The organism is Xanthomonas sp. NCPPB 3570, assembly GCF_056725115.1.
In genome coordinates this window covers 4567346-4593106 of record NZ_CM161513.1, presented here as the reverse complement: position 1 = coordinate 4593106, position 25761 = coordinate 4567346, and the positions used below count along the sequence as shown (strand labels likewise).

Below are 25761 nucleotides of genomic sequence, written 5' to 3'. Positions count from 1 at the left end.
TGACTGCGCAGCGCAGTTGGTGGCGCGCGCGGCCTTCCTCCCTTCCCCTCGTCGACGCCATGCCCTCCACCACGATCAACCGCTATGGCGTGCCGCTGGCCCTGCTGCTGCTGTTGGGCATCAGCGGCGGCGTGCTGGTGGGCAGCGAGCGCTTCCTCGACGATGCCGCCGAGGTGCAACGCAGCCACCAGGTGATTGCCGGCATCAACGGCCTGCAGCTCAACCTCGCCGACTGCGATGCCTCCCTGCGCGGCTTCCTGCTGCTGGGCAGCCGCGAGCATCTGGCCGATTTCCGCGGCTGCCAGCAGACGCTGCCGGCGCGGCTGGAGCAACTGGCCGCGCTGGTACGGCACGACCCCGCCCAGCAGCAGCGCCTGCGCCTGGTCCAGGCGCAGGTGCAGACGCGCATGCGCGACAGCGCGCGGGCCGTGGCCCGTTTCGAGCGCGGCGGCGGCCCGGGCATGCTCAGGCCGGACCCGGAGCGCGCGCGCCAGGGCCGCGTGCTGGCGCAGGCGATCCGGCGCAACACCGACAGCATGGTGCGCAGCGAGCGCGCGGCGCTGGCGAGCAGCGCCCGCTCCACCGCCGCCAACGCCGACCTGCTGCGCCGGCTGGCGGTGGTCGGCATTCCCGCCGTCTGTGCGATGACGCTGTGCCTGTACCTGCTGCTGCGCCGCGAGATCGGCCGGCGCAGCCAGGCCGAGTTGCGTGGCCACCATGCCAATGCGCTGCTGGTGGGCACCGTGCAGCAGATGCAGCGCACCGAACAGGATCTGCGTACGCTCAACCGCTGCAGCCGCGGGCTGCAGAGTTGCGTGCAGCAGGACGAGGCGGTGGAGGTCGCGCGGCAGGCGCTGGAACGCCTGCTCGGCGACGCCGGCTGCAGCGTGTACTGCACCGATGCGGCAGGCGAGCAGGCCGTCTGCGTGGCGCATTGGGGCGAAGAGGCGCTGTGCATGCCGGCGCTGTCGCTGAGCGGCTGCGAAGGCCTGCGCAGCCGCGCCACCCAGATCCAGCGGCCCGGCGCGGCGCCGGCCTGCGCCCACGCTGCGGGCGCGGCGCGGCATGGCACCTGCGTGCCGATGCTGGTGCAGGGCGAGCCGCTGGGGCTGATCCATCTGTCCAGCCGCGATCCGACCCTGCTCGAGCGCCTGCCGCTGGTCGAGGTGGTGGCCGAACAGCTGGCGATGGCGCTGCACAACCTGCAGTTGCGCCAGCGCCTGCGCACGCAGTCGATCCGCGATCCGTTGACCGGGCTGTACAACCGCCGCTACCTGGAAGAATCGCTGGTGCGCGAACTGGCGCGCTGCGAGCGGCGCGAGCAGCCGCTGGCGCTGATGATGCTGGACCTGGACCACTTCAAGGCGCTCAACGACCGCCTCGGCCACGCCGGCGGCGATGCGTTGCTGGCGGCGTTCGGCCAGTTGCTGGCCGGGCTGGTGCGGCCGGAGGACATCGCCTGCCGCTACGGCGGCGAGGAGTTCACGGTGATCCTGCCCGGTGCCGCCGCCGACGTGGCGCAGCGCCGTGCCGAGCAGATCCGCGCCGCGGTGGCGGCGCTGCAGGTGCAGCACCAGGGCCAGGCGCTGCCGCCAGTGACCGTGTCGATCGGCGTGGCCGCCTATCCGGACCACGGCCGCAGCACCGAAGAACTGCTGCGCTGCGCCGATGCGGCGCTGTACCGCGGCAAGCGCGGCGGCCGTAACCGCGTCGCCGCCGCTGACGCCGTGCCGCTGCGCATCGTCGAGGCCTGAGGCGCCTGTCTCCCTCCCAGGCATGCCGCGTCGCGGCATGCGTGCGGCGTGGACTGCCGGTTCAGAACGACCAGCTGAAGCTCAGCGTGCCGTTGCGCGGTTCGCCCCAGGCGCCGTAACCGTAGATCTGCGCGTAGTAGCGCTTGTCCAGCAGGTTGTTGAGATTGAGCTGCACCGAGAACGCCGGCGACAGGCGGTAGCGCGCGAAGGCGCTGACCAGCGCGTAGCCGCTCTGCGCGAAGCGGCCGTAGGTGGCATCGACGTAGTAGATGCGGTTCTGCCAGTTGACGCCGCCGCCGACGGTCAGTTCGCTCAGGCTGCGCGGGGTGTAGCTGCTGTAGAGCTTGAGCGTGGTCTGCGGCAGCTGGCTGTTGATGTCCGCGCCGGCCGCATCCTTGGCGACGTAGCGGGAGGCGCCGAAGGTGGCGTTCCAGCCCGGCGCAAGCTCACCGTTCAATTCGAACTCCACGCCGCGGCTGACCGTGCCCTGCGCGGCGACATAGGCGGTCTCGGTGGTGCCCTGCACGAACCCGCTGGTGGCCTGGGCGACGTTGTCCTGGTCGATGCGGAACACCGACAGCGCGGCGTTGAGGCGGTCGTCGAACCAGGCGCCCTTGACCCCAACCTCGTAGCTCTTGCCGATCACCGGGTCCAGGTAGGCGCCGCTGGCGGTGCGCGCGGTCTGCGGCTGGAAGATGTCGGTGTAGCTGGCGTAGACCGACCAGACGTCGTCGAGTGTGTACACCAGGCCGGCGTAGGGCGTGGTCTTCTCCTGGTGCAGCACGTAGCCCACCCCGCTCTCGCTGCTGTCCACCTTCCAGTCGGTGTAGCGCGCGCCCAGGATCAGCTTCAGCGGATCGGCCAGCGACAGCCGCGCTGCCGCATAGCCGGCCTTCTGGGTGACGGTGCCGCGGCTGAACTCGCTGAGCGGCGACCACGCCGGTTCCGGATAGGCGCCGGTCCAGCCGAGATAGCTGGGCAGCGGCCCGGGGAAGTCGAAGGCGCCGGTGTTCACGTAGCGGCGGCGGTTGTAGCTGAAGCCGGCCATCAGGTCGTGTTCGCGCCCGCCGAGTTGGAACGGGCCTTCGGCGTAGGCGTCCAGGCCGTCGACCTTGCGCCCGGTGATGTAGTAACCCGAGTACGGCACCACGCCGGCGCCGGTCTGCCGGTCGAAGCCATAGATCGTGTAGTACGGATAGAACAGCTTGTCGGTGACGTCGGTCTGGTCGTGGGTGGCGTTGAGCCTGAGCTGCCAGCCGTTGCCGAAGGCGTGCTGCAGGGTGGCGAAGGCGCGCTTGCTGGTGGTGTCCCAGAACGTCCAGTCCGCCGCCGGGTTGAACCAGCGCGGGTAGTCGGTGCGGCTGCCGTCGGCGTACCACAGCGGGAAACCGCCCCAGGTGACGCCGTCGGACTGCTTGTTCTGGTAGTCGTAGCCCACGCTCAGTTGCGTGTCCGGGGTCAGGTCGGCATCGATCACCGCATAGCCCAGCGACTTGCGCTGGCTGTAGCGCTGCACGTACGAATCGGTGTCCAGGTAGCTGCCGATCACCCGCGCGCGCACCGTGCCGCTGGCGTTGAGCGGGGTGGTGACGTCGACCGTGGAGCGGGTGCGGCCCCAACTGCCGGCGCTGACCGTGACGCTGCCGGTCAGTTCGGCGCTGTCGGCGTGCTTGCGGATCAGGTTGACCGAGGCCGAGGGGTTGCCGGCGCCGGTGAGCAGGCCGGTGGCGCCGCGCACCACCTCGACGCGGTCGTACAGGGCCAGGTCCAGCGCCGAATCGCCGTAGCTCCAGTTCTGCACCATCGTGGTGGGGATGCCGTCGAACTGGTAGTTGTCGATGTAGAAGCCGCGCGCGTAGAACTCGAAGCGCTCGCTGTCCGAGCGCGTGCTGGACACGCCGGTGGTGTTCTGCAGCACGTCGATGATGTCGTCCAGACCCTGATCCTCGATGCGCTGGTGGCTGATGATGCTCACCGACTGCGGGATCTCCCGCGGCGCCAGTTCGAAGCGGGTGCCGGCGCTGGTCTTGCGCACGCTGTAGCCCTCGGCGCGCTCGCCCTTGACGCTGATCTTGTCGAGGGTGGTGACATCGCGCTCGGCATCGTCCGCGCCGTCGGCGGCGGACGCGGCCGGTGTCGCGGCGAACGCCGGCGCGGCGGCCAGCAGGCAGGCCACGGCCAGCGCCGAACGGCGCGGAAAACGGCGGGTGGGGGCAACACGGGACATCGCGGACTCCAAGGCAGCAGGCAGGGCCATCGCCGGCGCGGATGCGGCGCCGGACGACGATCGAGGGTGAGCTGGCTTGGCGCGCGGACTCGCAGGCCGGCGTGGCGGGCTGCGGAACAACGGCGCTGGCTGGCGCGGCCGCGGCGCCGGATTCCCAGGGGAACGACCGGTGCGCGGGAAGAACAGGGCGGACGAGCGCGCCCGTCCGCCGACAAGTGTAACGGCGGCCCGCGGCTGGGGCCATGTCGGGGGCGGCACAAACGCGTCGCGTCGCCCGGGAGTCATGCCGCACCGCACTGGCCGATCGACGTGCGCGTGAGGGCACTAGCGTGCGCGGCGCGGGACGCACGCGCTGCGTCCCGCGTGTCGCGTGGACTAAGCCTTGTCGCGTGGCGCTGCAGGCGTCGCCGCGCCGCGCGCCATGCTCGAGAACACGCCATCGCGGCGTACCCAGGCATGGAACAGCGCCGCGCACAGATGCATCATCACCGTGGCGAACAACAGGTAGGCCAGCCAACCGTGCGCGCTGCGCAGCCAGGCGTACAGCGCCGGGCTGTGCGGGGCGATCGGCGGCAACTGCACGCCCGGCCACAGCACGATCGGGTAGCCGCCGGCCGAGAGCATCGACCAGCCCAGCAGCGGCATCGCCAGCATCAGCGCGTACAGCAGCCAGTGCGAGGCGTGCGCGGCGGCCTTTTGCCAGCGCGGCAGGTCGGCCGGCAGCGGCGGCGGCCGGTGCCGCAGGCGGTTGCCCAGGCGCACCAGCACCAGCAGCCCGATGGCGATGCCGAGCGGGCGGTGCAGGTTCAGCAGCCAGGGCCGCTGCGACACCGAGGCGACCATGCCCACGCCGACGAACAGCATGGTCAGGATCATCGCCGCCATCAGCCAGTGCAGCACGCGCGCGAGCAGGTTGAAGTGCGCGGGGCGGTCGTCGCGGTTCATTGCGCACCTCCGTGCGGGCGGCCGGTGGCGTCGGGCGCCTGGCCGTGGGCGATCTCGCGCTCGCGGCGGTTGAAGGACTGCGAATACACCGCCGAGCGCGCGGCCAGGATCGGATCGTCGGAGCCGGCGATGCCGTGCGGCAGGATCAGCGGATCGTAGTTGAGGTCGCGGCACGGCCCGGTGGCCTGCGGTTCGGCGTGGTCCAGCACCAGGGTGCCGGCGACCACCTGCTGGCGATCCTGCGGCCACGGTTGCGAGGGGTCGTCGACCGGGTCGCCGGGCGCGGCCACGGTCAGCACCAGATCCCAGCGCAGCGGGCCGCGCGCCAGCCGCGCCTGCAGGTCTTCGCTGAGGAAGTCGGCATCGGCCTTGGCGCGTTGCTCGGCCGACAGCGGCGCGAACGGGGTCTGCGGGCGCATCGACCAGCGCACCGCATGCGTGCTGCCGTCGGCGGCGGTGAAGCGGAACGCGTTGACGCCGTTGTACTGGGTGTTGGCCCAGCTGTCCGACCACGGTGCGGTCTTGGCCCACTCCTGGAACTTCTTCGCCTCCGGGTAACGCTGCAGGAACGCCGCCATCTTCGCCGGATCCGGCTTGCCGGTGGCCGGGTCCGGGCGCGCGGCCAGGGTCTGCGCCATGAAGCCTTCGGGGCTGGCGACCACGAAGAACGGGAAGCTGTTCATCGCCGTGCGCCATTCCTGGCCGTCGTCGCTGCGCAACTGCAGGGCCATGCTGCGCACGCGGGCGGCGCCGTCGGCGCCGTGCGGGTCGCCGCCGCCGATCGACAGGCGGCCGAGCACCGGCACCGAGGATTGCGCGAACACCCGCGCCGAGGACAGCGCGCTGCCCTGGCCATTGCCCTCGAAATGGCCGCTGACGCACACGCCCTTGCTGTGCGCGCGGCGGAACCCCGGATGCGGCGGGCCGCCGGCTTCGATGGCGTCGGTCATGCGCTGCGCGGTCAGCCGCTGCGGGCCGCCAAGCCAGCCGGCGCTCCAGGCGAAGGCGGCGGCGAGCGCCGCGGCGATCGCGGCGATGCCGGCCAGCGCCAGCCAGGGCCGCCGCGGCGGCGGCGTGAGATCGGGACGGGACATGGGGCGGCTCCTGTGGCGGCGGCGAGGGAGGGCGCGCTCGGGCGCGTGGCAGGCGCTAGCAGACACGCTCGGGCATGAACGCGCGGTCGTGGCGGCGCCCCAGCCCGGACGCCGGCCGCGTACCACTGCGGCGGCACGACCACGGCGGCGTCATCGGCGCTGCGCATAGAATCGCCGCTTCTTGAGGGCGGGGAGTCGGCGATGGCGGGTACGATCGGCTGGGTCGTGTTGGGGCTGGCGTTCCTGGCGCTGGGCGGGGACTCGATCGTGAAGGCGGCCTCCGGCCTGGCGCAGCGCTTTGGTGCCTCGCCGTTCGTGGCCGGCTTGCTGCTGGTGGCCTTCGGCACCTCGCTGCCGGAACTGGCGGTCAACGCGCGCGCCTACGCCGCCGGCGCGCAAGACCTGGCGCTGGGCAATGCGGTCGGCAGCAATCTGGCCAATCTCGGCCTGACCCTGGGGCTTGCCGCGCTGGCGGCGCCGCTGCTGCTGCGCACGCGCCTGCTGCCGCCGCTATTGATCCTGCTGACCCTGGCCACGCTGGCGCTGATCGGCTTCGGCCTGGATGGCGCGATCTCGCGCACCGAAGGCGTGGCGCTATTGCTGGCCTTCGTCGGCGTGGTCGCCTTCCTGCTGCTGCGCGCGCGGCACGAGCCGGCCGCACGCCAGCTCGGCGTGTCCGGCTACGCGGTGACCCGCACTGGGCTGGTACTGAACCTGCTGCGCCTGCTGATCGCCCTCGTGCTGTTGAACGCCGGCGCCAACCTGGTGGTGGAGCACGCGCCGCGGCTGGGCGCGGCCTGGGGCCTGTCGCCGTTGCTGGTCGGCTTGCTGCCGGTGGCGATCGGCACTGCACTGCCGGAAGCGGCCGCCGCAGTGGCCGCCGCGCGCCGTGGCCAGGGCGACATGGTGGTCGGCCACGTGCTGGGATCGAGCCTGTTCAACCTGCTGGTGGTGATCGGCGGCATGGCGGCGCTGCGGCCGCTGCCGTTGCCGGCCTCGTTCGTGCGCCTGGAACTGCCGGCGGCGATCGCGCTGGCGGTGGTGCTGTACCCGATGCTGCGCGGCGACATGCGCCTGAGCCGCGGCGAGGGCGCGGTGCTGCTGGTGGCGTTCCTGGCGTGGGTGGGACTGGAGCTGGCGTTGCTGGCTTGAGGGCCGGGAGTGGGGAGTCGGGATTGGGGATTGGAAAAAGCGGCTGGTCCCACGGTACGCACCGGCCTCGCTCGTAGGAGCGGCTTCAGCCGCGACGGGCGTTCCCTGTAAAGCCTGTCGCGGCTGAAGCCGCTCCTACGCAGACCTGCGCGCTCAGCGCTCCTCCGGCTGCTCCGGCGGCGGCAGCCCTTCCTGCTCGGCGTGGTCGCTGCCCGGCACCTGCGGGCGCTGTTCCAGCATCAGCGACAGCGCCGCCTTGGCCATCATGTGCGCGCTGATCGGCGCGGTGATGAACAGGAACGCGGTGATCAGCAGTTCGCGCGGCTGCGGGTCCTGGCCCAGGAACAGGTGGTAGCCGACCGAGGCCAGCAGCACGCAGCCCACGCCCAGGGTGCTGGCCTTGGTCGGGGCGTGCAGGCGCTTGAAGAAGTCCGACAGCTTCACCAGGCCCAGCGCGCCGACCAGGATGAAGAAGCAGCCGACGATCAGCAGCAGCGACAGCCCCACCTGCAGCACGCCGATCATTCGACGATGTCCCGGCGCAGCACGTACTTGCTCAGCACCACGGTGCTGCCGAAGCCGAGCATGGCGATGATCAGCGCCGCCTCGAAGTACACCGGCGAATCCAGGTACATGCCGAACAGCATCAGTTCGGCGATCGCGGTCACCGACAGCGTGTCCAGCGCCAGGATGCGATCGGGCACGGTCGGCCCGCGCAGCAGCCGCCACAGCGCCAGCAGCATCGCCAGCGCCACCACGTGCATGCACACGACGATCGTGGTCTCGATGAACATGTGGCTGGTCATGGGAAGATCTCCATCAACGGCGCCTCGTAGCGCGTCTTGATCTGCCGGATCACGGTCTCGGCATCGTCTAGGTGCAGCACGTGCACCAGCAGGTACTTGCGGTCGTCCGACAGCGCCGCCGACACCGTGCCCGGGGTCAGGGTGATCATGCTGGTCAGCGCGGCGATGCCGTGGATGTTGGCGATGTCCAGCGGCACCCAGATGAAGCCGGGGTGGATGCGCTTCTCCGGGCCGAGCACCTGCAGCGCCACCACCACGTTGGAGCGCACGATGTCCCATGCCGCCACGCACAGCATCTTCGGCACCGGGCGCAGCGAGCCGATGCGCGCGAACTCACGGTCCAGGCGCGCGGCGAACAGCGGCACCGCCACGCCCAGCACCGCGCCCAGCAGCACCTGGCCGAGACTGAAACTGTCGCTCATCAGCAGCCAGAACGCGGTGACGGTCAGGCTCAGCGGCCAGGACGGGAACAGGCGGCGCGACCAGGGACGGGCGGACATGTCAGGGCTCCCGCAGGGCCGGCGCGGTGCCGCGCAACTGGGTGGTGTAGTCGGCCGGGCGCAGCAGTTGCGCGGCGGCGGCCTCGCTGTAGCGCAGCAGCGGCCCGGCGGCCACGGTCATCGCCACGCCGTAGCCGAGCAGCAGCACGGTGGCGGCGGTTTCCAGCGGCCGTGCCGGCGCCTTGCGCGGCGCCGGGCGCGGCAACTCCACGGTGCCGTGCTCGGCCGTGTCCTGGTCGCCGGGCACGCGCCAGAACAGGCGCACGCCGCCGCGGGTCAGGCCCATGATCACCATCAGGCTGCTGAGCAGCACCGCGGCCCACACCGGTGCGGTCAACCCGGCCGGCGTCGCGCTGAGGATCGCCACCTTGGCCAGGAAGCCGGACAGCGGCGGCAGCCCGGCCACCGAGATCGCCGCGATCAGGAACAGCACGCCGGGCACGGTCTTGCCCGGCAACGGCGCGATGATCTCCTTGCGATCGCTGGCGCCGCCGCGGCGACGCCGGATCAGGTCGGCGATCATGAACAGCGCCGCGGCGACGAAGCTGCTATGCGCCAGGTAATACAGCCCGGCGCCGAGCGTGCCCGGTGCGTCGAGCGCGAAGGCCACGAACAGCGTCGCCGCCGACACGATCACCAGGTAGCCGATCAGCACCCGCAGGCGCACCGCCGCCAGCACCCCCAGCGCGGCCAGCAGCAGCGTGGCCAGGCCCAGCCACAGCAGCCAGTCGCGGCCGTAGCCGTCCAGCGCCTGTGCCTGGCTGCCGAGGATCAGCGTGCCCACCCGCAGCACCGCGTACAGGCCGACCTTGGTCATGATCACGAACAGCGCCGCCACCGCCGCCGGCGCGCGCGCATACGTTTCCGGCAGCCACAGGTACAGCGGCAGCAGCGCGGCCTTGGCGCAGAACACCAGCAGCAACAGGCCGAACGCGGCCTTGATCAGCGCCACGTTCTGCGGCGGCGCTTGCGCCACGCGCTGCGACAGCTCAGCCATGTTCAGCGAACCGAGCAGCGCGTACAGCAGGCCCAGCGCGATCAGGAACACGGTGGAGGAGGTGACGTTGAACACCACGTAGTGGAAGCCCACGCGCAGGCGCAGGCCGCGCCCGCCGCTGAGCAGCAGGCCGTAGGAGGCGATCAGCATCACCTCGAAGAACACGAACAGGTTGAACACGTCGCCGGTCAGGAACGCGCCGTTGAGGCCGACCAGCTGGAACTGGAACAGCGCATGGAAGTGCGGCGCGCGCCGGTCCCAGCCGGCGCAGGCGTGCAGCAGGCAGGCGCCGGCGAGCAGGGTGGTGGTCGCCAGCATCCATGCCGACAGGCGGTCGGCCATCAGCACGATGCCCAGCCGCGACGGCCAGTCGCCGAGCAGGTAGGCGTGGACCTGGCCGTCGCTCACCTGCACGCACAGCGCCAGCACCGCCGCGGCCAGCGCCGTCATCGCGGTCCAGGCCACCGCACGGCGGATCTTGCGGCCGTAGCGGCGGTGCTCGGCGAACAGCGACAGCGCCGCGCCGAGCAAGGGGATCAGGATCGGCAGGATCAACAGATGGGTCATGGCGCCTCGCCTTCGCCGTCGCCCGGGTCCGGGCGCGCATCGACGTGGTCGCTGTGGTTGTCGCCGCGGCTGCGCATCGCCAGCACGATGCTCACCGCGGTCATCGCGAAGGCGATCACGATCGCGGTCAGCACCAGCGCCTGCGGCAGCGGATCGGCGTGCTCGGCCAGGGTCGGGGCGATGCCGTCGCGCAGCACTGGCGCCTTGCCCTGCACCAGCCGGCCGCCGGCGAAGATCAGCAGGTTGGTGGCGTAGGACAGCACGGTCATGCCCAGGATCACGTCGAAGCTGCGCGCGCGCAGCAGCAGGTACACGCCGACTGCGGTCAGCACGCCGATCGCGCTCGCCAGTGCCAGCTCCATCAGGGCATCTCCCCGGTGATGGCCGACCGCCGCGTCGGATCGATCTGCCCGCGCTGCGAATCGCGGGTGCGCGAGGGCTTGATCGTGCCCATCATCGACAGCGTCAGCATGGTGCCGCCGAACACCACCAGGTACACGCCGGTATCGAAGACCAGCGCACTGGCCAGCGGGACCGTGCCGATCAGCGGCACTTGCAGATCCAGGTGGCCACTGGTGAGGAACGGCACGCCGAACAGCATCGAGGCCATGCCGCCGAACGTGGCCAGCAGCAGGCCCAGGCCGATGCAGCGGATGTAGTCGAAGCCGAAGCGCGACTCCACCGAGGCCGCGCCCTGGATCACGTACTGCATCAGCAGCGGCACCGCCAGCACCAGCCCGGCGATGAAGCCGCCGCCGGGTGCGTTGTGGCCGCGCAGGAACAGGAAGATCGACACGGTCAGGGTCAACGGGAACATCAGCTGCGCCAGGTCGGCCGGCACCGGCAGCTTGATCGGCGGCCCCGGCATCACCTTCTCCGGCGCCATCCGCGCGCGCCGCAGCAGCGCGTGCACCACCAGCGCGGCGATGCCGAACACGGTGATCTCGCCGAAGGTATCGAAGCCGCGGAAGTCCACCAGGATCACGTTGACCACGTTGCGGCCGTAGGCTTCGGGCAGCGCGCGCTGCAGCAGCTCGCCGGCCATGGTCGTCGCCGGCCGGGTCATCACCGAATACGCCAGCAGCGCCATGCCGCCGCCGGCGACGATCGCCAGGGCCGCATCGCGCCAGCGCCGCCAGCGCCGCGGCTCCGGCGGCGAGGCCTTGGGTAGGTAGTTCATGCCCAGCAGCATCAGCACCAGGGTCACCATCTCCACCAGCAACTGGGTCAGCGCCAGGTCCGGCGCCGACAGGAATACGAACACCAGGCTCACGCCCAGCCCGCTGCCGCCCAGCACCAGCACCGCCAGCAGCCGCTGCCGGTACAGGAACAGCGTGGACAGCGCGCAACTGAGGATCAGCAGCCACAGCCCCCAACCCAGCAACGGCATGCCCTGCGGCGCCGGCCACTGCTGCCACAGCGGCGGCGCCCGCAGCAGCGGCGCGGCCACGACGACCACCGCGGCCAGCACCAGCCAGCGCAGGCTGCGCTGCAGGCGGCCGTTGGCGAGCAGGCGGGTAAAACGCGTGGACACGCCGAACAGGGTCTGCACGTGCCAGTGGAACACGCGCTTGCCCAGCGAACGACTGACCTCGGTGTACAGCGCGGTCAGCCGACGCAGGCCGAAATACAGCACGACGCCGCCGACGACGCCAGCAATGCTCATCGCCAGCGGCGCGTTCCAGCCGTGCCACACCGCCAGGCTGTAGTCGGGCAGGGCGTCGCCGAGGATCGCGCCGGCGGCGGCGCGCAGCACCGGCGCCACGGTCAGCGCCGGCACGATGCCGACCGCCACGCACACCAGCACCAGGATCTCCACCGGAATCTTCATCCAGCGCGGCGGCTCGTGCGGCATCGTCTGCAGATCGCGCGGGCCCGTGCCAAAGAACGTTTCATAGACGAAGCGCAGGCTGTAGGCCACGCCGAACACGCCGGCCAGCAGCGCCGAGGTGGCGGTGAACACCCGCATCGCCGCCGGGCCGTCGGCGCCCAGCGCTTCGGCGAAGAACATCTCCTTGGACAGGAAGCCGTTGAGCAGCGGGATGCCGGCCATCGACAGCGAGGCGGTGATCGCCAGCGCGCTGGTGAGCGGCATCCAGCGGCGCAGGTTGCCGAGCCGGCGCATGTCGCGGGTGTGGGTCTCGTGGTCGATGATGCCGGCGGCCATGAACAGCGAGGCCTTGAACACCGCATGGTTGAGGATGTGGAACACGCCGGCCACCACCGCCATCGGCGTGGACAGCCCGAACAGCATGGTGATCAGGCCCAGGTGCGAGATCGTCGAATACGCCAGCAGACCCTTGAGATCGTGCTGGAAGATCGCGAACCAGGCGCCGGTGAGCAGGGTGACCGCGCCGATGCCGCTGACCGTGTAGAAGAACAGGTCGCTGCCGGCCAGTGCCGGATGCAGCCGCGCCAGCAGGAACACGCCGGCCTTCACCATCGTCGCCGAATGCAGATAGGCCGACACCGGGGTGGGCGCGGCCATCGCGTGCGGCAGCCAGAAGTGGAACGGGAACTGCGCGCTCTTGGTGAAGATGCCGAGCAGGATCAGCCCCAGCGCCCACGGATACAGTGCGCTGGCGCGGATCGCATCGCCGGCGGCGAGCACCGCGTCGAGCTGGTAGCTGCCGACGATGCGCCCGAGCAGCAGCACGCCGCCCAGCAACGCCAGGCCGCCGCCGCCGGTGATCACCAGCGCCATGCGCGCGCCGTCGCGCGCATCCTGCCGGTGCGACCAGAAGCCGATCAGCAGGAACGAGCTGATGCTGGTCAGTTCCCAGAACACCATCAGCAGCAACAGGTTGCCGGCGATCACCATGCCCAGCATCGCGCCCATGAACAGCAGCAGGCAGGCATAGAAGCGCGCCGCGTTCTCGCGTGCGCTCAGGTAGTAGTGCGCGTACATCACCACCAGCGCGCCGATCGCCAGCACCAGGCCGGCGAACATCCAGGCCAGCCCGTCCAGGCGCAGCGAGAACTGCAGGCCGATCTGCGGCAGCCAGGCGTGGTCGGCACGGACGATGCCGCCCTCGAGCACGGTGGGCGTCAGCGCGCCCAGCACCGCCAATCCCGCCAACGGCGCCAGCGCCGCGGCCCAGGCCAGGGTGGCGCGCGAGCGGTGGCGCAGGGCCACCACGGCCACCGCCATCAGGAACGGCAAGGCCAGCAGGATGTCGAGGGCGGGGATCATGCAGGGAATACGAGATTCGCGAGCAGGAGCCCGAGTGTAACAGGCGCATCACGGCGGTGGCCGGCGCGGGAACGGAAGGCGTGCACGGTCATGCCGTCAGCGTAGCCGCGGGCGGGTGAGGCGCTTGCGAGCATGCGTGGCGTGGACGATGTTGGATGTCGGCGCTGCGCGTTATCGGTTGGCGTGCGGTGCGGGCAGCGCCTCGTGTGGACACGTTCGGCGGCAGAGGCGCGTGCGACCTTGATGCGGATGAGGGTGCGAGAGGTGCGGGAGAGTTCGCCTATGAGCGTGGCGATCGCCGGCGCTGTGCAGGCCTGTGCTGCCCATCGCCTGCCAAGCGCTACCAGCCGTCGGCATGCCGTGCGGTGCAACGATCGCACGCCGCTCCGGCCGCAAATGGCGGCGCACGCACTATCCTGTGCCGATGACCGATTCGCTTGCTTCTGCATCCGTTTCCCCTCCGTCCGTGGCGTCGCCGCGCATCGCGCTGGTGTTCGGTGGCAGCGGCCAGATCGGCGAGCGCCTGCTGCACCGCTTGCTGGCCGACGGCTGGGACGTGCATGCCTACTCACGGCAGGCGCGCACGGCGCAACCCGGCCTGCACTGGCATGCCGGCGAACTGAGCGCGCTGCAGGCGCCGCCGGTGGCGGCGGAGGTGGTGTTCAGTTGCGGGCCGTTGGACGCTTTCGCCGACTGGTACCGGCGCGCGCCGGTCGCCGCCGCGCGCGTGGTCGCCTTCGGCTCCACCAGCCTGGAGGTCAAGCGCGACTCGCTGGATGCCGCCGAACGCGATGTCGCCCGGCGCCTGCGCGAGGCCGAAGCGATCGTGTTCTCAGTCGCCGCCGAGCGCGGCGCGGCGGCGACGGTGTTGCGCCCGACCCTGGTCTACGGCGCTGGCCGCGACCGCACCCTCAGCGCGATCGCGGCGCTGGCGCGGCGCACCGGCTGGTTCGTGCTGCCGCGCAGCGCCAGTGGCCTGCGCCAGCCGGTGCATGTGCAGGACCTGGCCGACGCGGCGCTGGCGGTGCTGGCGCATCCGGCCACGCACGGACGCAGCTACGCGCTCGGGGGTGGCGAGACGCTCAGCTACCGCGAAATGGTGCGGCGGGTCCTGATCGCGTTGCGGCCGCCGGCGCGGCTGCTGACCCTGCCGCACGCACTGTTCGCGTCGGCGCTGGCGCTGGCCCATGCCTGCGGCCGCCTGCAGGGCATGAACCGCGCCGCGCTGCAGCGCATGCGCGAGGACCTGGCGTTCGACCTGCAACCGGCGCGGCAGGATTTCGGCTACGCGCCGCGCGCCTTCGCCCCGGATGCGGCGATGTTGGGCCTGGAGACCGCAGAGACGGCGAAGCAGGGCTGATGTCGTGTTGCGCGCACGGCCAAGCCTGCTGCGGGCCGCGTGCAGCGACCGTGAGGTGTGCGGAAAGAAGGCGCGGTAGGGGCTTCAGCCGCGCTCAGTAGCGCCAGTGCATGCGCCGGTACAGCTTGGCCAGCACCCAGGCCGGGCCGATCAGCAGATAGGTCAGGTCGGTAAGGAAACTCGGCCGGTGCCCTTCCAGCGCGTGGCCGATGAACTGCGCGATCCAGGCCACCACAAACACGCCGATCGCCAGCCACAGCAGCCCCTGCAGGCCCAGGTGCGCCTCCAGCAGCCGGCACAGGCAGCCGCAGAAGAAGAACGCCGCCAGCATGCCGTAGCCCAGCGGGCGCGACAGGCGGTTGTAGTACATCCACGCCGCGAACATGCCCAACGCCGCCCACAGCCCGCTCTGGAACCAGGTGCCGCCGACCGGGATGCACCACAGCAGGGCCACCACCGACCACAGGATCGCCGGCACCGCGACCACGTGGATGCGCTGGTTGGCGGCATTGCGGTGATCGTCGGAATAGCTGGCGAAATAGCGGTCGATCGGGCGCGCGTAGGCGGTGGTATCCATCTTCCCTCCCAGGAACCGGCTCAGCATAGCGCCATCGCTGGCGCGATGCGGAGACACCACGCGGCGTGTCGGGCTTCTAAACCTTCGGGAAGCATCCCGTAGGAGCGGCTTCAGCCGCGACAGGCCTCACCGGGACGCCTCGCCGCGGGTGAAGCCGCTCCTACAGGCGCACCTTGCATCCGCTCGATCGAGCCAAATGCAAGGCATGAGAAACGCTTTTTGCGTCTCGACGACCGGCGTCAGACACCACGTGACCAATCGCCGCACGCAAGCGGCGGCGTCGCCGACCAGGGGCGATCGCGCTGTCGGCACGATCGCCCCGCCACGGCTTGGCGGCTCAGGCGCGCGCCATGCTCCTGTTCGTCTCCTGCTGCTGCTCGCGCTGCACCGTTTCCTGCTGCTGCGCGGACTGGCGCGCCAGCTGTGCGCTGGTCTGCTCCAGCGGCGGTGCCGGCTGCTGCAGGTCCACCACCGCACGGAAGCCCGGCGTGGTCCCGGCGACGAAGGCCTTGTCGTTGGTCACATTGACCTCCTTCAGCTTGTCGGGACTGTCGATCCCGGCCTGCTTGGCCTGCAGGGTCAGGTTGGCCACTGCCTCGTTCGAGAGCTTGGCGTGCGGCGGGTTGGCCTTCTCGGCACCGCGATCGGCCTCCGTGCGCATCTTGTCGTACAGCGGCGTATCCGGATGCCCCGGCTCGCCCAGCTGCGGACCTTTCGCCGGCTTGGCCTGGGCCTGCTCGGCAGCCGCCAGTCCGGCACGGGTGTCGCGGCCGACGATGCCGTCCTGGGTGAGGCCGCGTTGTTTCTGGAAGGCAAGAACCGCCTCGCGGGTATGCTCGCCGAAGCGTCCGTCCTCGGCCAACGCCTTGCCTTGCGCATCGCGCACGCCGATACGGTTGAGCTGACGCTGCAGCGCTTCGACTTCATTGCCGCGTTCGCCCTGCTTGAGCAGGCCATCGGCCATGGCCGCACTCTTGGCGCCGTGTGCTTCTGAGGGTGTGGCGGATGCCTGCCGCGCAGGAACTTCGCCATTGCCATGCAGTGGAGCGCGAACCTGGAATTCCGGCTTCGGGGTTAGCGCGCCCACGATGCGGGTGCTGCCTCCATCCCAGTAGCCACCTGGGCGAATCGTGACCTCCGCCGGCCCGGTACTGCCCTGCGAGCCGATGAACTGAATGTTTCCTGCCTTGTCATATCCCTTGAAGATGCCGATGTGTTGCCCGTTTGGCGACGAAAACAGCAGCAGATCGCCCTGGTGCAACGAGCCATTGGGTTTGCGTGCCTCCGCTGCCGAGGTGACATCGAAATGCTCACGCGCATAAGGCGTGACCTGTGAGCCATTGAAGAGCTTGGCGGTGGTAAATCCTGCGGCATTCTCGCCCGGCACGTCGTAGCCGGCGTTCTTGAGGCCGCGCCATACGAAGGCGGAACAATCCACGCCAAGGCGACCGTCGCCATCACCATCGCGCTCAAGGCGGCTGCTGTCGCGCCCCGGCCTGGGGTGGTCCGGACGACCGTACTCGTAGCGTCGGCCCTCGTTGAAGAAGTGCTGGTACGCCTCGTTGTAGACCGCCGCGCTAGGTCTATCGGATGTCGCGGGGACAGGACTCGATGCAGTGGGCGTAGCTGGGGACGTCGCTTGCGCCACGGTCTGTGCCGTGGTCTGAGCGGGTGTTTGGACCGTGACCTCGCCCGCTCGCCAACCCTCAAAGCGCCTGATGCCGTCGGCCAGCGCTTCGCGCTCGCGCTCGCTCATCTGCGCAACCGTTTTATTACGCAGGTCCACGCCTTGGCGGTCGCCCTCCGCGAAAATGGTGGCGGCCTGTTCGCGATGATGCGTGGTGCCACTGTAATCGGCCTTCGAGTAGCGCGGCAGCATCTGTTCGACCGTGTCGTTGCCGAAGCGTCGCTCCAGCAGCTGGATCTTGGCGGCGCGACCTGCTTCGTAGCTTTCGAAAACCGCATTACCCCACTGGTCGAGACCAACGACACCACGATAACGGTCCTGTGCCGACTGCAACGCCTCTTCGCGCGTACGCGGGTTGTTGACTGTTTTGTCCGCACTGCCAGCGAACTCGAACTTGAGGTTGCCAGGATTGTTGTTGCGCCACGACACCGATCCGCCTGATCGGCTGACGGTACTTCCATCGTCCATCTCTACCGTGCGCGTGGTGCCGACGCTGCTGACGAGTCGAGTGATTTTGGGGTCCGACATACATTGCTCTCCTTGCGATTGGACAAGCGCGAGGCTTGTGGAAGCAGTTGCTACATTCCGTCTGAAAACACGTCCAGCGCGCTGGCGCTGACCCAGCCTTGCGCGCAGTTACCTGCATAGTGGCCCGGCGCAGCGGCATGGCAGGCGGCGCCGTTTGCGGGGGAGGTCCACTTGATTGGACGATCCCCATACTGCTTGCATAGTGCATTGCCCTTGCACTTCGCCACGCTTTCCGCAGGAACCGCGACGACGTAGTAGTACATTGGGTTTTGGCCGGCGCGGGCGATGCCCTGGACGCAGACGAGCTGGCCTTGCGAGAGGGTGGCCCGCGGTGTGGCATGGCTGCCCGTCGTTGGTACGGCATTCAGTGCTGGCGCGCCCTTGGTGTCTGCAACGCCTGCGAAGAATCCATGCTCGCCGCAGTCTGCCGTCAATTCGACGTCGTAGTAGTCGCCCGCGTCGAGATTGCCGGCCGTACAGTTGCGTACCGTCTTGCTGTCTTCGCACTGGACACCACTGGACTGCACCAGTTGCTGTACTGCGTCGCTTGGCGTGGCTTCTACAGTTGCGGGCGTGGCGTGAGCCGCTTGCTTGGCCGGCGCAGGGTCGCTCGCGGACACAGCGGCAGGGGCGGCAGACTGGCCGTTGCTGCATGCGCTCAGCGCGAGCAGCATCAACGAAATAGCAGGCCACACAACGCGGTTGCCGGAGTGGCGGAAAGGACGGGACAAGCGCATCTTTACCTCACATGCGAGCAGGGTTGCGGAAATGTAGCGTGGGCGAGATACAGCATAGTGAAGGAGGTTGAGGCTGAGTGGGACTTGCGCGGAGCTGTTGGAAAGCGGCAGTTAAAGTACTTGATCGTCCACGCGAACCAGCGTCCAGCACGGCTTCTGCGCGAACTGGTAGACCTGCTGGTCGCCGGTATCGGGAGTGCGCACCAGGACCTGCCGGCCCTCGGCGTTCTGCGTCACCACTACCTCGCGCCCGCCCTTGCGGGCCGCCTCCAGGTTCGGGATCACCGGCCATTCGACCTCGGCCAGCGGCACGTTGCGGGTCACCGGCGCCGGTTCCGGCTGCGCGTCCGGGTCGATGTGGATCATCGTCAACGGATTCGCGGTGGCCTTTTCCTGGACCGCGATGTCGGCGCTGAAGCGCTTGAGGAAGGCATCGAAATCGGCGTCCTGGCAACGCGGGGCTTCTGCGGCGGGCGCAGCCTGCGCGGGTGCGGCCGTCGCCGTGGCGACCGTGGAGCCAGCCGGTTGCGCCTTGCACGCGACCAGGGCCGCGGCCAGTGCCAGGGGCGTCAGAATGGGGCGTGCGATAGCCAACGGATCCTCCTGATCGGGTCGGGCGGGCAATCGCCCTGCGGGCGGGTGAGTTTAGTTCACCAGGATCATCATGTCGTGAAGCCGGGGCAGGGTATTGCCGCCATTGCTACAACTCACAATGCAAGGGCGGAAAGTAGCCCGAGCAACCCGCTATTAAACACCAGCACATCGCGACGGATCACAGCCCGTTCGCGAGGAACATCCATGCCAGTCTGCTCGTGAAGCGGAAGCGATTACCTCACTGACCGCAAGGCGGCCGCCTTCCGCGACCACCCTCACGCGCCGGCTCACCCGGCGCACGACCTCACTCAGTCGACCGAAATCCCCGCCAACCGCTGCAGCGCCTCGGCGTACTTGGCGCGGGTGCGGTCGATCACGTCCTGCGGCAGGCGCGGGCCGGGAGCGGTCTTGCCCCAGTCCAGCGTCTCCAGGTAGTCGCGCACGAACTGCTTGTCGTAGCTCGGCGGGCTGGTCCCGACTTCGTACTGGTCGGCCGGCCAGTAGCGCGAGGAGTCCGGGGTCAGCATCTCGTCCATGATGTACAGGCGGCCGTCGGCGTCGGTGCCGAACTCGAACTTGGTGTCGGCCAGCAGGATGCCGCGCTCGGCGGCGAAGTCGGCGGCGAAGCGGTAGATGCGCAGGGTGGCGTCGCGCACGCGCTCGGCCAGTTCCGCGCCCACGGTCTTGACCATGGCGTCGAAGTCGATGTTCTCGTCGTGGTCGCCGACGGCGGCCTTGGTCGACGGGGTGAAGATCGGTTCGGCCAGCTTCTCGGCCTGGCGCAGCCCGTCGGGCAGTTCGATGCCGCTGACCTTGCCGGTGCGCTGGTAGTCCTTCCAGCCGCTGCCGATCAGGTAGCCGCGGGCGATCGCCTCCACCGGCACCGGCTTGAGCTTGCGGGTCACCACGGCGCGCCTGGCGTACAGCGCGGTGTCCACGCCCTCGGGCAGCACCGCAGCCACGTCGATGCCGGTGAGGTGGTTGGGCATCAGGTGCTCGGTCTTCTTGAACCAGAAGTTGGAGACCTGGCACAGCATCTCGCCCTTGCCGGGAATCGGGTCCGGCAGCACCACGTCGAAGGCCGACAGGCGGTCGGTGGCGACCATCAGCAGGTAGTCGCCGGGCGGGGCGTCGGCCGGCAGGCGCTCGCGGGGGATGTCGAACACGTCGCGGACTTTGCCGCGGTGGCGCAAGGGCAGGCCAGGCAGATCGGATTGCAACAGCGTGGTGGACACAGGCACTCCTACGGACTTCGCAATGGCGACCGTCCCGGGACCCGGCGGGCCCGCGGCGGACGGCGGGCCGCGTAGTGTACGGCCGGAACGCCCCGCTGTGCCGTAAAATGGCCGGCCCTGACGCCGCGCCCGCCCTCGCCCCATGCCCTGGTACGGAAAACTGCTCGGCGCCATCGCCGGGGCCCTGCTGCTGCGGCCCACGCCGGTGCTGGGCGCCCTGATCGGGCTGCTGATCGGGCATGCCTTCGACGCCGACTGGTTCAAGCTGTCCCAGCGCGAGGATCCGTACCGCGAGCTGGGCCTGACCCGCGACGCCACCGACGCCGAGATCGAACTGGCCTATCGCCGGCTGATGTCCCAGTACCACCCCGACAAGGTCGCCAGCGCCAGCCCCGAGTTGCGCGCCCGCGCCGAGAAGAAGGCCAGCCAGCTCAACACCGCCTACGACCGTATCCGCACCCTGCGCAAGCGCTGAGATCCCGCCATGTCCGACTGCATCATCTCCCCGTCCATCCTGTCCGCCGATTTCGCCCGCCTCGGCGAGGAAGTGGATGCCGTGCTGCGCGCCGGCGCCGACTGGATCCATTTCGACGTGATGGACAACCATTACGTGCCGAACCTGACCATCGGCCCGATGGTCTGCCAGGCGCTGCGCAAGCACGGCGTCACCGCGCCGATCGACGTGCACCTGATGGTGGAGCCGGTGGACCGGCTGATCCCGGATTTCGCCGAGGCCGGCGCCAGCATCATCAGCTTCCACCCCGAGGCCAGCCGCCACGTGCACCGCAGCATCCAGCTGATCAAGTCGCACGGCTGCAAGGCCGGCCTGGTGCTCAACCCGGCCACGCCGGTGGACATCCTCGACTGGGTGCTGGACGACCTGGACCTGGTGCTGGTGATGTCGGTCAACCCGGGTTTCGGCGGCCAGGCCTTCATTCCCTCGGCGCTGGACAAGCTGCGCGCGATCCGTGCGCGCATCGACGCCAGCGGCAAGCCGATCCGGCTGGAGATCGACGGCGGGGTCAAGCCGGACAACATCGCCGCGATCGCCGCCGCCGGCGCCGACACCTTCGTTGCAGGCTCGGCCATCTTCAATGCGCCGGATTACGCCGAGGCGATCACGCAGATGCGCGCCGCGGTGGCGGGGCGCTGAGATGGCGGTGCTGCATATCCGCCCGGCGGTGGCCGACGATGCGGCGCTGATCCTGCGCCTGATCCGCGACCTGGCGCGCTACGAGCGCGCCGAGGACGCGGTGCAGACCGACGAGGCCGGCCTGCGCGCGACCCTGTTCGGCGGCGATGCCCGCGCGCAGGCGCTGATCTGCGAGGCCGACGGCCAGCCGATCGGCTACGCGGTGTACTTCTACAACTACTCCACCTGGCTCGGCCGCAACGGCCTGTACCTGGAAGACCTGTACGTGGACCCGGCGCACCGCGGCGTCGGTGCCGGCAAGGCGCTGCTGCAGCATCTGGCGCGGCAGGCGGTGGCCGAGGGCTGCGGCCGCTTCGAATGGTCGGTGCTGGACTGGAACCAGCCGGCGATCGACTTCTACGAAGCGGTCGGCGCCCGCGCGCAGGACGAGTGGACCGTGTACCGGCTGCAGGGCGAGGCGCTGGCCCGGTTCGCCGCCGGCTGAGCGGCACAGGGCAGCCAAAAGAAAAGAACCGCACCGTCGCCGGTGCGGCCCCTGGGAGATAAATCGGAGGCTGATCCTGCCTCCATCCGTCTTCCTTGCTATGGCCTTCCATGTTCCGGACGCTCGGTGACGTGCGTATGACAACGCACCCGCCTGGATTCACGCATCGCGCATGCCGCGCCTACTAGCCTGGGCGCCTCACCCCGGGATGGTTCGCATGGCTGCAGCGCATTGGCGTCTGATCCTCAACGGCAAGTCGGCCGGCGACGAGGCATTGCGCGAGGCGGTCATGGCCATGCGCGCGCGCGACGTGGCGCTGCAGGTGCGGGTCACCTGGGAGCAGGGCGATGCCGAACGCTACGTGGCCGAGGCGGTGGCCGATGGTGCCGCCTGCATCGTCGCCGCCGGCGGCGACGGCACCCTGAGCGAGGTCGCCAGCGCGCTGGCGCATCGTCAGGAACCGGCCGCGGCGTTGCCGGCCCTGGGTCTGGTGGCGCTGGGCACGGCCAACGATTTCGCCACGGCCACCGGTCTCCCGCTGCCGCCGCTGGAGGCGCTGGAGTTGATCGCCCGCACCACGGCGCAGCCGATCGACCTGCTGCGCATCGAGGCAGAGCACGGCCCGCACTGGTGCGCCAATGTCGCCAGCGGCGGCTTCGGCACCCAGGTCACGGTGGAGACCGACGAAGGCCTGAAGAAGATGCTGGGCGGGCTGGCCTACTTGGTCACCGGCATGAGCCGGCTGGGCCGGATCGATCCGATCCGGGCCCGCTTCGAAGGGCCGGAGTTTGCCTGGGAAGGCGATTTCATCGCGCTCGGCCTGGGTAACGGCCGCCAAGCCGGCGGTGGTCAGGTGCTGTGCCCGGAGGCGCTGCTCGACGACGGCCTGCTCGACCTGACCCTGGTGCCCGAGCTGACCGGCGAGGTCGCCGCGACCCTCGGCACCTTGGTCACGTCCGGCAAGCAGGCCGCGCTTGAGCGGGTGGCGGTGCGTGCGCGCCTGCCATGGCTGCGGATCGAGGCGGCGCAGCCGCTGACCCTGAACCTGGACGGCGAGCCGGAAACCTCGCGCCACTTCCGCATCGACTGCGTGCCCGGGCGCCTGCGCATGCACCTGCCGCCGGACTCGCCGCTGCTGCAGGCGCGCGGGCGCTAGCCGGCCCGCAGCGCACGTCATCCATCTGCGCTCGTGTTGCTAGCGTATTGCTCTCGTAGGAGCGGCTTCAGCCGCGACGGGCATTCCCGGTAACGCCCGTCGCGGCTGAAGCCGCTCCTACGACAGGCGGCGTGGCGAGGATCGGTTCGATCGTGGACGCGCTTGCGCTGACCAGATCGCGCACCTCAGACTCCGCACGGCGCACCAAGGCGAGTGCGCCCCGTGTGGGAGGGACTTCAGTCCCGACGCGACGCCCTCACCGACCACCTCCGCACCGCACTCGATCGGTCGCGTCTGCAACCGTTGCCAGTCGCCGCAGTTGCGGTAAAGTAGCCGCCGTGTCCAGTCTGACGACCCCGCGTTCCTTCACTTCCGCTCGCCGTGCGTGGCGATGGTGGCCTGCAGCCGTCGTCCGCCCTGTCACCGAGTCCCGGAAGGAAAGCCGTCTTGATTACCCGCGAGCAGTTCCAGCGCTACGCCGCTGAAGGTCACACCCGCATCCCCGTCGTCCGCGAAGTGTTGTCCGACCTGGACACGCCGCTGTCGGTCTATCTCAAGCTCGCCGACGCCCCGCACACCTATCTGTTCGAATCGGTCGAAGGCGGCGAACGCTTCGGGCGCTACTCGATCATCGGCCTGCCGGTGCGCCGCGTGTACACCTTCCGCGGGCACACCCTGGACGTGCGCGACCATGGCGAGCTGATCGAGCGCCGCGAGGTCGCCGATCCCTTCGCCGAGGTCGAGGCGCTGCGCGCCCAGCATGTCGTGCCCAAGCTGGCGGGCGTGCCCGGCTTCACCGGAGGCCTGGTCGGCTGGTTCGGCTTCGAATGCATCGGCTACATCGAGCCGCGCCTGGCCGGCGCCGTCGCCCGCGACGAGCTGGACACCCCGGACATCCTGCTGATGCTGTCCGAGGAAGTGGCGGTCTTCGACAACCTCAAGGGCCGCCTGTACCTGATCGTGCACGCCGACCCGGCCGAGTCCGACGCCTGGGAGCGCGCGCAGGCGCGCCTGGATGCGCTCACCACCACGCTGCGCCAGCCCGGCGCCGGCTACCCCGCGCCGCTGGCGCGCGATGTGCTGGACGAGAGCGACTTCGTCTCCGGTTTCACCCGCGAGGGCTTCATCGCCGCGGTAGAGAAATCCAAGGATTACATCCGCGCCGGCGACATCTTCCAGGTGGTGCTGAGCCAGCGCCTGAGCGTGCCGTTCGCCGCGCGCCCGGTGGACGTGTACCGCGCGCTGCGCGCGCTGAACCCGTCGCCGTACATGTATTTCCTCGATGTCGGCGACACCCAGGTGGTCGGCTCCTCGCCGGAGATCCTGGTGCGGCTGGAGAACGGCCAGGTCACCGTGCGCCCGATCGCCGGCACCCGCCCGCGCGGCAAGACCCCGGAAGAGGACCAGGCGCTGGAGGCGGAGCTGCTCGCCGATCCGAAGGAGCGCGCCGAACACCTGATGCTGATCGACCTAGGCCGCAACGATGCCGGCCGCGTCTCGCAGGCCGGCAGCGTCGCCGTCGGCGAGCGCTTCGTGATCGAACGCTACAGCCATGTCATGCACATCGTCAGCGAAGTCACCGGCACCCTGCTGCCCGGCCTGAGCTATGCCGACGTGCTGCGCGCCACCTTCCCCGCCGGCACCGTCAGCGGCGCGCCGAAGATCCGCGCGCTGGAAGTCATCCGCGAGCTGGAGCCGATCAAGCGCAACGTCTACGCCGGCAGCATCGGCTACCTCGGCTGGCACGGCGACGCCGATACCGCCATCGCCATCCGCACCGCCGTAATCAAGCACGGCCGCCTGCACGTGCAGGCCGGCGCCGGCATCGTCTACGACTCCGACCCGCAGACCGAATGGGACGAGACCATGAACAAGGGCCGCGCGCTGTTCCGCGCGGTCGCCGAAGCGGCGAAGGGGCTGTGAGCGCCGCCGCGCCGCGGATCGGCTTCCGCAACGACTACAGCGAAGGCGCGCATCCGCGCCTGCTCGCCGCCCTGGCCACCGCCAGCGCCGAGCAGAATGCCGGCTACGGCCTGGACCGGCACAGCGCGCGCGCCGCCGAACTGATCCGTGCCGAGATCGGCTGCGCCGACGCTGACGTGCACCTTCTGGTCGGCGGCACCCAGACCAACCTCACCGCCATCGCCGCGTTCCTGCGTCCGCACCAAGCGGTGATCGCTGCGGCCTGCGGCCACATCGCCACCCACGAGACCGGCGCGATCGAGGCCACCGGGCACAAGGTGCTCACCGTGGATGCGGCCGACGGCCGGCTTACGCCGGAGCGGATCGCGCCGCTGCTGGCCGAGCACGGTAACGAGCACCTGGTGCAGCCGCGGTTGGTCTACGTGTCCAACACCACCGAAGTCGGCACGATTTACCGCAAGCACGAACTGCAGGCCTTGCGCGCGTTCTGCGACGCGCACGGCCTGCTGCTGTTCCTGGACGGCGCACGCATCGGCAGCGCGCTCACTGCCGAGGGCAACGACCTGCGCATGGCCGACATCGCCGCGCTCACCGATGCGTTCTACATCGGCGGCACCAAGAACGGCGCGCTGCTCGGCGAGGCGTTGGTGATCCTCAACCAGGGGTTGAAGGCGGATTTCCGCTACCTGCTCAAGCAACGCGGCGCGCTGCTGGCCAAGGGCATGATGCTGGGCACGCAGTTCGCCGCGCTGTTCGAGGACGGGCTGTTCTACCAGTTAGCCGCGCACGCCAATCGCATGGCCGTACGGCTGCGCGACGGGCTGGCCGCCGCTGGCGCGCAGTTCGCCTCGGACTCGCCGACCAACCAACTGTTCGTGATCCTGCCCACCGCCGCGGTCGAGACGCTGGCGCAGCGCTACGACTTCGAGCGCTGGCAACTGCTCGGCGACGGCCGCTGGGTGATCCGCTTCGTCACTTCGTGGGCCACGCAGGATGCGGCGGTCGATGCGCTGATCGCGGATTTCGCCGCGCTGCTCCACTCCGGCACGCAGCGTGCGGCCGGCTGACCTTCCGCCAAGGAGAGGAAGATGA

At 69.9% G+C, this 25761-nt stretch carries 23 protein-coding genes; 9 read left to right on the top strand and 14 right to left on the bottom strand.

All coding sequences use genetic code 11. The annotated features are described in order from the left end of the window. The first annotated feature begins 59 nt into the window (after positions 1-59). Positions 60-1754, top strand: coding sequence for a diguanylate cyclase (locus tag AC1PLR_RS19825; protein WP_481102073.1), 1695 nt, complete (start codon positions 60-62; stop codon positions 1752-1754). Positions 1755-1815: 61 nt separating this feature from the next. On the opposite strand, the gene fhuE is transcribed toward AC1PLR_RS19825, so the two are convergent. The 3 genes from fhuE to AC1PLR_RS19810 form a co-directional block, all read right to left on the bottom strand. Next, entirely contained in the window at positions 1816-3981 is a 2166-nt protein-coding gene (fhuE, locus tag AC1PLR_RS19820; protein ID WP_481102072.1) for a ferric-rhodotorulic acid/ferric-coprogen receptor FhuE, read from the bottom strand. Between the two features lie 375 nt (positions 3982-4356). Further along, entirely contained in the window at positions 4357-4926 is a 570-nt protein-coding gene (locus AC1PLR_RS19815) for a cytochrome b (RefSeq protein ID WP_481102071.1), read from the bottom strand. Further along, the gene (locus tag AC1PLR_RS19810; RefSeq protein WP_481102070.1) at positions 4923-6020 is read right to left on the bottom strand and encodes a catalase family peroxidase; all 1098 of its coding nucleotides are present in this window, start codon (positions 6018-6020) and stop codon (positions 4923-4925) included. The genes AC1PLR_RS19815 and AC1PLR_RS19810 overlap by 4 nt, the downstream gene beginning before the upstream one ends. Before the next feature lie 201 nt (positions 6021-6221). Between AC1PLR_RS19810 and AC1PLR_RS19805 the strand changes: the two genes are divergently transcribed. Beyond that, complete coding sequence (locus tag AC1PLR_RS19805; RefSeq protein ID WP_481102069.1) at positions 6222-7172, top strand: calcium/sodium antiporter; 951 nt, start codon at positions 6222-6224, stop codon at positions 7170-7172. Between the two features lie 153 nt (positions 7173-7325). Here the strand turns inward: AC1PLR_RS19805 and AC1PLR_RS19800 are convergent, their stop codons facing one another. The 6 genes from AC1PLR_RS19800 to AC1PLR_RS19775 are packed head-to-tail and all read right to left on the bottom strand — an operon-like array spanning position 7326 to position 13235. Next, positions 7326-7697, bottom strand: coding sequence for a Na+/H+ antiporter subunit G (locus AC1PLR_RS19800; protein ID WP_017908202.1), 372 nt, complete (start codon positions 7695-7697; stop codon positions 7326-7328). After that, a complete protein-coding gene (locus AC1PLR_RS19795) occupies positions 7694-7978 on the bottom strand; it encodes a K+/H+ antiporter subunit F (RefSeq protein WP_010341381.1) in 285 nt (94 codons plus the stop codon). Before AC1PLR_RS19795 ends, AC1PLR_RS19800 begins: the two co-directional genes overlap by 4 nt. Beyond that, positions 7975-8478, bottom strand: coding sequence for a Na+/H+ antiporter subunit E (locus AC1PLR_RS19790; protein ID WP_010341382.1), 504 nt, complete (start codon positions 8476-8478; stop codon positions 7975-7977). Before AC1PLR_RS19790 ends, AC1PLR_RS19795 begins: the two co-directional genes overlap by 4 nt. A 1-nt stretch (position 8479) precedes the next feature. Next, positions 8480-10042 carry a monovalent cation/H+ antiporter subunit D gene (locus AC1PLR_RS19785; protein ID WP_481102068.1) on the bottom strand — a complete coding sequence of 521 codons (1563 nt, stop codon included), beginning with the start codon at positions 10040-10042 and terminating at the stop codon, positions 8480-8482. Next, positions 10039-10404: a Na+/H+ antiporter subunit C gene (locus AC1PLR_RS19780; protein WP_010341385.1), complete on the bottom strand. Its 366-nt coding sequence runs from the start codon at positions 10402-10404 to the stop codon at positions 10039-10041. Before AC1PLR_RS19780 ends, AC1PLR_RS19785 begins: the two co-directional genes overlap by 4 nt. Then, positions 10404-13235: a monovalent cation/H+ antiporter subunit A gene (locus tag AC1PLR_RS19775; protein ID WP_481102067.1), complete on the bottom strand. Its 2832-nt coding sequence runs from the start codon at positions 13233-13235 to the stop codon at positions 10404-10406. Before AC1PLR_RS19775 ends, AC1PLR_RS19780 begins: the two co-directional genes overlap by 1 nt. A 424-nt stretch (positions 13236-13659) precedes the next feature. Between AC1PLR_RS19775 and AC1PLR_RS19770 the strand changes: the two genes are divergently transcribed. After that, positions 13660-14595, top strand: coding sequence for an NAD-dependent epimerase/dehydratase family protein (locus tag AC1PLR_RS19770; protein ID WP_481102066.1), 936 nt, complete (start codon positions 13660-13662; stop codon positions 14593-14595). 94 nt (positions 14596-14689) lie between these two features. Here the strand turns inward: AC1PLR_RS19770 and AC1PLR_RS19765 are convergent, their stop codons facing one another. The 5 genes from AC1PLR_RS19765 to AC1PLR_RS19745 form a co-directional block, all read right to left on the bottom strand. After that, the gene (locus AC1PLR_RS19765) at positions 14690-15172 is read right to left on the bottom strand and encodes an Mpo1 family 2-hydroxy fatty acid dioxygenase (RefSeq protein WP_152236627.1); all 483 of its coding nucleotides are present in this window, start codon (positions 15170-15172) and stop codon (positions 14690-14692) included. A 337-nt stretch (positions 15173-15509) separates the two neighbouring features. Next, complete coding sequence (locus AC1PLR_RS19760) at positions 15510-17387, bottom strand: peptidoglycan-binding protein (RefSeq protein ID WP_481102065.1); 1878 nt, start codon at positions 17385-17387, stop codon at positions 15510-15512. A gap of 50 nt (positions 17388-17437) precedes the next feature. Then, on the bottom strand, positions 17438-18118 hold the full coding sequence (locus AC1PLR_RS19755; protein ID WP_420008185.1) for a hypothetical protein: 681 nt from the start codon (positions 18116-18118) through the stop codon (positions 17438-17440). 117 nt (positions 18119-18235) lie between these two features. Further along, the gene (locus tag AC1PLR_RS19750; protein WP_481102064.1) at positions 18236-18718 is read right to left on the bottom strand and encodes a hypothetical protein; all 483 of its coding nucleotides are present in this window, start codon (positions 18716-18718) and stop codon (positions 18236-18238) included. A gap of 308 nt (positions 18719-19026) precedes the next feature. Further along, complete coding sequence (locus AC1PLR_RS19745; RefSeq protein ID WP_019801108.1) at positions 19027-19953, bottom strand: phosphoribosylaminoimidazolesuccinocarboxamide synthase; 927 nt, start codon at positions 19951-19953, stop codon at positions 19027-19029. A gap of 142 nt (positions 19954-20095) precedes the next feature. Between AC1PLR_RS19745 and AC1PLR_RS19740 the strand changes: the two genes are divergently transcribed. The 6 genes from AC1PLR_RS19740 to AC1PLR_RS19715 all read left to right on the top strand — a co-directional run bounded on the left by AC1PLR_RS19740 (position 20096) and on the right by AC1PLR_RS19715 (position 25736). Beyond that, a complete protein-coding gene (locus AC1PLR_RS19740) occupies positions 20096-20428 on the top strand; it encodes a J domain-containing protein (RefSeq protein WP_010341396.1) in 333 nt (110 codons plus the stop codon). Positions 20429-20437: 9 nt separating this feature from the next. Next, positions 20438-21106: a ribulose-phosphate 3-epimerase gene (gene rpe / locus AC1PLR_RS19735; protein ID WP_481102063.1), complete on the top strand. Its 669-nt coding sequence runs from the start codon at positions 20438-20440 to the stop codon at positions 21104-21106. Between the two features lies 1 nt (position 21107). After that, a complete protein-coding gene (locus AC1PLR_RS19730) occupies positions 21108-21590 on the top strand; it encodes an N-acetyltransferase family protein (RefSeq protein WP_481102062.1) in 483 nt (160 codons plus the stop codon). Between the two features lie 217 nt (positions 21591-21807). Next, positions 21808-22746, top strand: coding sequence for a lipid kinase YegS (yegS, locus tag AC1PLR_RS19725; RefSeq protein WP_481102061.1), 939 nt, complete (start codon positions 21808-21810; stop codon positions 22744-22746). A gap of 447 nt (positions 22747-23193) precedes the next feature. Next, positions 23194-24669 (top strand): anthranilate synthase component I, encoded by a 1476-nt coding sequence (gene trpE, locus AC1PLR_RS19720; RefSeq protein ID WP_481102060.1) that lies wholly within the window; start codon positions 23194-23196, stop codon positions 24667-24669. Next, the gene (locus tag AC1PLR_RS19715) at positions 24666-25736 is read left to right on the top strand and encodes a threonine aldolase family protein (RefSeq protein ID WP_481102059.1); all 1071 of its coding nucleotides are present in this window, start codon (positions 24666-24668) and stop codon (positions 25734-25736) included. Before trpE ends, AC1PLR_RS19715 begins: the two co-directional genes overlap by 4 nt. Positions 25737-25761 lie beyond the last annotated feature (25 nt).